Source organism: Yersinia pekkanenii (assembly GCF_001152565.1).
Classification (GTDB): domain Bacteria; phylum Pseudomonadota; class Gammaproteobacteria; order Enterobacterales; family Enterobacteriaceae; genus Yersinia; species Yersinia pekkanenii.
The window spans coordinates 1-4,068 of the sequence record NZ_CQAZ01000100.1; the positions used below are offsets into that span (position 1 = coordinate 1).

A 4,068-nucleotide genomic window follows, 5' to 3' on the forward strand; every position below is an offset into this window, starting at 1 on the left:
AATTTCTTATGCCATTTTCTAGCGCGATTTTGTCTAGCCGATAGATTCCTTTCCATCCATACGTGAGGGTAATTAGCGCTAAAAACTAACCAGCCAAGATTGCTTACTCGGAGCCTTCCGTTAGTGAACATGCCAAGTAGCCGCTTAGCTTCACGATTTGATTTCATGCTCACCCCTCAGGCTGGCGGTAATTTTCGGCGCGGCGGAGAGCATAGAGCGGTATGCGGCCATGAATACCCCGCACGGCCCAGTTCCACTCAGCGATTCCTCATATGCTGTGGTGCATGCGTCTCTAAATGCGGTGGTTTGTTCGAGTGGTACAAAGCAAAGCTGGTACCCGTCCGGAGCCACAATACTCCTGGTTATATATTCGTTAAGCACCTGAGTGGTAGCTGAGAAATCCAATTCTTCAGCGCAGGGAATTACCTCACCGTAAACGCGTTCCATCGCACATTCCCAGCCATGTTGCATGGCGTCGTAACGGTCAGTGATTCCTCTATCTTCAAGGCCGCAGCCCATGCCTTCGCTGTGATATTTAGGCTCGTTATCAAGGTCGGTTACTGAGTCAATGATTTGCTGCATCACGACGTTTTCACCAACCAGTCGCCACACCTGAGCTAATGCAGCATTGCGCTCAGCTATTAACGTTTCATAATCAGTATTTTCAGACATAACTATTCCTCAGCAGATTGNGGGTGGGGGATTAGTCCTGCTTGACCGACCAGCCAATACCGGCGTATTCACGGTCAACCTTGGTTGTAATAATTGGTGCGGGATTGCTTAAACTAAACGGCTGCCGCTCCAGCGGTAATAAGTGAGCAGGGCAGCGAGGGTAATTCGCCGTTATCCTGCCTATCGTCCTGATAATCATCTTGTTCAGCCGTTCGTGCTCTTCCCCCCGCTTTGCACAATCAAAAGCCGAGAGGCATCCTGCAATTATTTCTGCATAGTTTTCTTTTCTGATTGTCATGAGATTACCTGCGGGGAGTTGTTACATCAGAATGGAATGTCGTCGTCAAAATCCATTGGTGGTTCGCTGCTTTGGTGCGCTGCCTGTTGCTGTCCCTGCGCATGTTGCTGGCCCCATTGCTGCTGATTCTGTTGTGGGCCTGATTGTTGCCGTCCTTGGCTCTGTGCTCCCTGTGAATCCACTTGCTTCCCGCCGAGCATTTGCATCGTGCCGCCGACGTTAACCACCACTTCCGTTGTGTAGCGATCCTGCCCTGATTGGTCTTGCCACTTCCGTGTTTGCAGCGCTCCCTCGATGTAGACCTGAGAGCCTTTCCGTAGGTACTCACCAGCCACTTCTGCCAACTTCCCAAACAGCACAATCCGGTGCCACTCAGTTTTTTCCTTTTGCTCGCCTGTCGCCTTATCCCTCCAGCTTTCCGATGTTGCGAGGGTGATACTGGCTACCGCGCCGCCGTTCGGCATATATCTAACTTCTGGGTCTTGGCCCAAATTCCCGACCAAAATTACTTTATTTACGCCTCTGCTAGCCATTTATGCCGCCTTTTGTGGTTTTAGTTCTGTGCTTCTGTGCCTGAATACTTCAACGCACTTATCCTGGTGCTCTTTTGAATTAGCCATCGCATTCCATGCTGGCGTATAGATTCCCTTTAGCTCATTCAATGACTGGCAGTTACTCGCCTGTGATGTGAAGTCGGCAAGTATTTGATCTGGAGTTCGGGGCGCTGGGTGATGAATTTCTGCATCAGGATCGGCCGCTGTCTCTTCTGTTGGGATACAGAACGCCTGAAACGCAGCGTATTTGTATGCTATTGACATAGCCTTGTTTGTGGCCTTGTCCCCGCTATCCATCGCCTCACCAAAGGTCACTATCGTGTGGCTGCTGCCGTCTTCCGTGGCGACAAAATCAAACTCCGCTTTAACGACGACATAGAACAGGACACCGCCCTTTGCAGTTACACGCTCAGAAACCGTCCTTTCAGTAATGCGCGGCAGTATCACAAGGCCATTCTTTACCAGCGCAGGCGATAAAGCGTTATACACGGCATCAATGCCACGAAATTGAAAACCCTGCTGCTGGTTGCGGCTATCCTTTGAAATCCCGACCTCTGACAAGTCCTTTGCCACACCTGCGATAGCTTTATAAACAGCGGTCATCATGTGCCTCCTGAATTCTTTGTTGCTGCTGACTTGTGCGATGATCTGCATTGGCTTCTATCTGTGCCATTTCATCCGTGAAGCGTGGATCAGCTATCAGTCGCGTCCATGCAACTGATTCGAGTGCTGCATAAAAACGCTCGTCCTGTGTCATGCAGCCTCCCTAAGCTCAATCGATACCGACGCATCCATTTGATAAATGCGCCGCTTGGCGGCTGCACAGGTGAGATAATTGGCTGCTGAACGCTTACTGCCGGCAACCCGGCAAGCTCGAGCATTAACCAGCCAGTGGTTATGCCACCACTTAAGTTCCTTTTTTGTCATAGCGGATTCCCCTTTGAGCGTAGAAACTCAACTATCTTGTCCAGCAAGCTCTTGCGTGGTGGGGGAGTGAAGCTGGCTGATGTTAGGCGGTAGGCTGGTAAATGCTGAATTTTGGTCAAATAGTTAGTAGAGCAGCCCGATGCGGTCTGCCCATTAATACAAAAGGTATGCATGGGATACTCCGGTTTAATTAGTAGTGTTTAACCCACAGCAAAACACCGACAGTTGTCAGTTATTTACTCTGGGGATTGGTGGGGGTGGGGAGGGTTAGCAGTAAGTTTTGATACCAAGCTCTGAGAAGAATTTACTTATTTCCTCGTACTCCTCTACGCTAATACCCCAATGTTCAAGAAAATCCACGAATGAACTTCTTGCGGCCTCTTTGCCCACTGCATAAATAAAGTCAGGTAATTTTTTTGGAATTTTTTTCTCACTCATATCTCACCCTCTCGCCTTGCCTTCGAATTTAGTACCGCAGAACGGGCAGTAATTCATGGATACGCTGCTATCACCATTAGTGAGGCGCTGCTCTAACTCACCGCTCTTCTTACGCTTATAGAAACGGAAGGTGTACGGCAGCCTGACGCTGCAAAAATCCCCCTCAGCAAACACCAGTACGCTATGCGCAAAGCCGCTTTCTGCAACCTCGGCCACGTCATCGCCCCGACGCTCCAAAATATGCACTTTCATTTTCTCGCTAACTTCATCAAAACATTTACATGCCATACATCACCTCATCTAGTGGTCTTGCCAAAGGCCCCTAAACAAGAGCCAGTGGTAAGGTCACTGGATTAATCGTCGACCCACTCAACGTAGTTAAGTAACTGGATAGCTTCTTCATCAGTCGGTTCGCGCTTATCAGCGTTGCATTCAGTGCAGAACTTCGCCTGAACTGGCTGGCCCATGCACCCACATTCATGACCAGAGCAACAAGGGATGAAATCTATTCCATCAATGCAGTATCTGTTTTTGCAGGTCTTACCCATCATTCATTCCTCATTTACCCGCCAATAAAAAAGGCCGCGTTATGCGACCTGATTTAGCTTTTTGACAGCCTGTTTAGTTTGTTAAAAACATCCCTAAAAATCGGATATTCTCCTTTTGTTACCCTGTTTAAATATCGATGAGAAATCATGCCGTTCTCTTCATCTAAAACTATTCGACCGCCTGAGACACCGTTTACGAAGAAGAAGCGCGGGAACTTTCGCCACTGCGTTATTAAGCCATCGTTGATAGCGGATTCGATGTAGCTCGGAAGCTTTACAGACTCAACCACCGCAATTTTTATCTCTTCGCGCTCGATTGCCTTTTTGGTCTTTTTGATGCTGCTGTCCAACGTTCGCAGCGAGTCGCTTTGCTTATCCCAATGATTTAGAGTTGCGCGACCATTGCGCTTGTCATTGAGCGGCTGCCCGTTGGCTTGAGCCACAGTATCGAAGTGATGCTGAAGCTTTTCATCGAACAGCGTCTCTTTCTTTATCAGCGACCCTTTCAATATTTCAAGCCGTCGACTCATCTCTTACCCCTTAACTATTACCCGCCAATAAAAAAGGCCACCTAAGTGACCTCATATAATTTGAGCTGGGATATTTACCCACGCCCAGCCGTGGTTTCCCT

9 protein-coding genes are annotated in these 4,068 nt (G+C 48.7%); all 9 read right to left on the reverse strand.

The annotated features are described in order from the left end of the window. Positions 1-150 precede the first annotated feature (150 nt). The 9 genes from AEP37_RS27455 to AEP37_RS22455 all read right to left on the reverse strand — a co-directional run bounded on the left by AEP37_RS27455 (position 151) and on the right by AEP37_RS22455 (position 3,967). Positions 151-672: a hypothetical protein gene (locus AEP37_RS27455; protein ID WP_050692130.1), complete on the reverse strand. Its 522-nt coding sequence runs from the start codon at positions 670-672 to the stop codon at positions 151-153. A gap of 31 nt (positions 673-703) precedes the next feature. Beyond that, complete coding sequence (locus AEP37_RS22430) at positions 704-970, reverse strand: hypothetical protein (RefSeq protein WP_049615403.1); 267 nt, start codon at positions 968-970, stop codon at positions 704-706. 26 nt (positions 971-996) lie between these two features. Continuing rightward, a complete protein-coding gene (locus tag AEP37_RS22435) occupies positions 997-1,503 on the reverse strand; it encodes a single-stranded DNA-binding protein (protein WP_049615404.1) in 507 nt (168 codons plus the stop codon). Next, a complete protein-coding gene (locus tag AEP37_RS22440) occupies positions 1,504-2,127 on the reverse strand; it encodes an ERF family protein (RefSeq protein ID WP_049615405.1) in 624 nt (207 codons plus the stop codon). Beyond that, positions 2,111-2,281: a hypothetical protein gene (locus AEP37_RS26345; protein WP_156168738.1), complete on the reverse strand. Its 171-nt coding sequence runs from the start codon at positions 2,279-2,281 to the stop codon at positions 2,111-2,113. The genes AEP37_RS22440 and AEP37_RS26345 overlap by 17 nt, the downstream gene beginning before the upstream one ends. Beyond that, on the reverse strand, positions 2,278-2,451 hold the full coding sequence (locus tag AEP37_RS26350) for a hypothetical protein (RefSeq protein WP_155409042.1): 174 nt from the start codon (positions 2,449-2,451) through the stop codon (positions 2,278-2,280). Before AEP37_RS26350 ends, AEP37_RS26345 begins: the two co-directional genes overlap by 4 nt. Positions 2,452-2,718: 267 nt before the next feature. Then, entirely contained in the window at positions 2,719-2,889 is a 171-nt protein-coding gene (locus AEP37_RS26355; protein ID WP_156168740.1) for a hypothetical protein, read from the reverse strand. 3 nt (positions 2,890-2,892) lie between these two features. Further along, positions 2,893-3,177, reverse strand: coding sequence for a hypothetical protein (locus AEP37_RS22445; protein ID WP_049615406.1), 285 nt, complete (start codon positions 3,175-3,177; stop codon positions 2,893-2,895). 313 nt (positions 3,178-3,490) lie between these two features. After that, the gene (locus AEP37_RS22455; RefSeq protein WP_049615408.1) at positions 3,491-3,967 is read right to left on the reverse strand and encodes a hypothetical protein; all 477 of its coding nucleotides are present in this window, start codon (positions 3,965-3,967) and stop codon (positions 3,491-3,493) included. Between the last annotated feature and the right edge of the window lie 101 nt (positions 3,968-4,068).

What these genes read in the sequence shown, in the direction of transcription:
- AEP37_RS22445 (WP_049615406.1), bottom strand. Translation starts at nt 3,177, where the DNA reads ATGGCATGTAAATGTTTTGATGAAGTTAGCGAGAAAATGAAAGTGCAT.
- AEP37_RS27455 (WP_050692130.1), bottom strand. Translation starts at nt 672, where the DNA reads ATGTCTGAAAATACTGATTATGAAACGTTAATAGCTGAGCGCAATGCT.
- AEP37_RS22430 (WP_049615403.1), bottom strand. Translation starts at nt 970, where the DNA reads ATGACAATCAGAAAAGAAAACTATGCAGAAATAATTGCAGGATGCCTC.
- AEP37_RS26345 (WP_156168738.1), bottom strand. Translation starts at nt 2,281, where the DNA reads ATGACACAGGACGAGCGTTTTTATGCAGCACTCGAATCAGTTGCATGG.
- AEP37_RS22435 (WP_049615404.1), bottom strand. Translation starts at nt 1,503, where the DNA reads ATGGCTAGCAGAGGCGTAAATAAAGTAATTTTGGTCGGGAATTTGGGC.
- AEP37_RS26355 (WP_156168740.1), bottom strand. Translation starts at nt 2,889, where the DNA reads ATGAGTGAGAAAAAAATTCCAAAAAAATTACCTGACTTTATTTATGCA.
- AEP37_RS22455 (WP_049615408.1), bottom strand. Translation starts at nt 3,967, where the DNA reads ATGAGTCGACGGCTTGAAATATTGAAAGGGTCGCTGATAAAGAAAGAG.
- AEP37_RS22440 (WP_049615405.1), bottom strand. Translation starts at nt 2,127, where the DNA reads ATGACCGCTGTTTATAAAGCTATCGCAGGTGTGGCAAAGGACTTGTCA.
- AEP37_RS26350 (WP_155409042.1), bottom strand. Translation starts at nt 2,451, where the DNA reads ATGACAAAAAAGGAACTTAAGTGGTGGCATAACCACTGGCTGGTTAAT.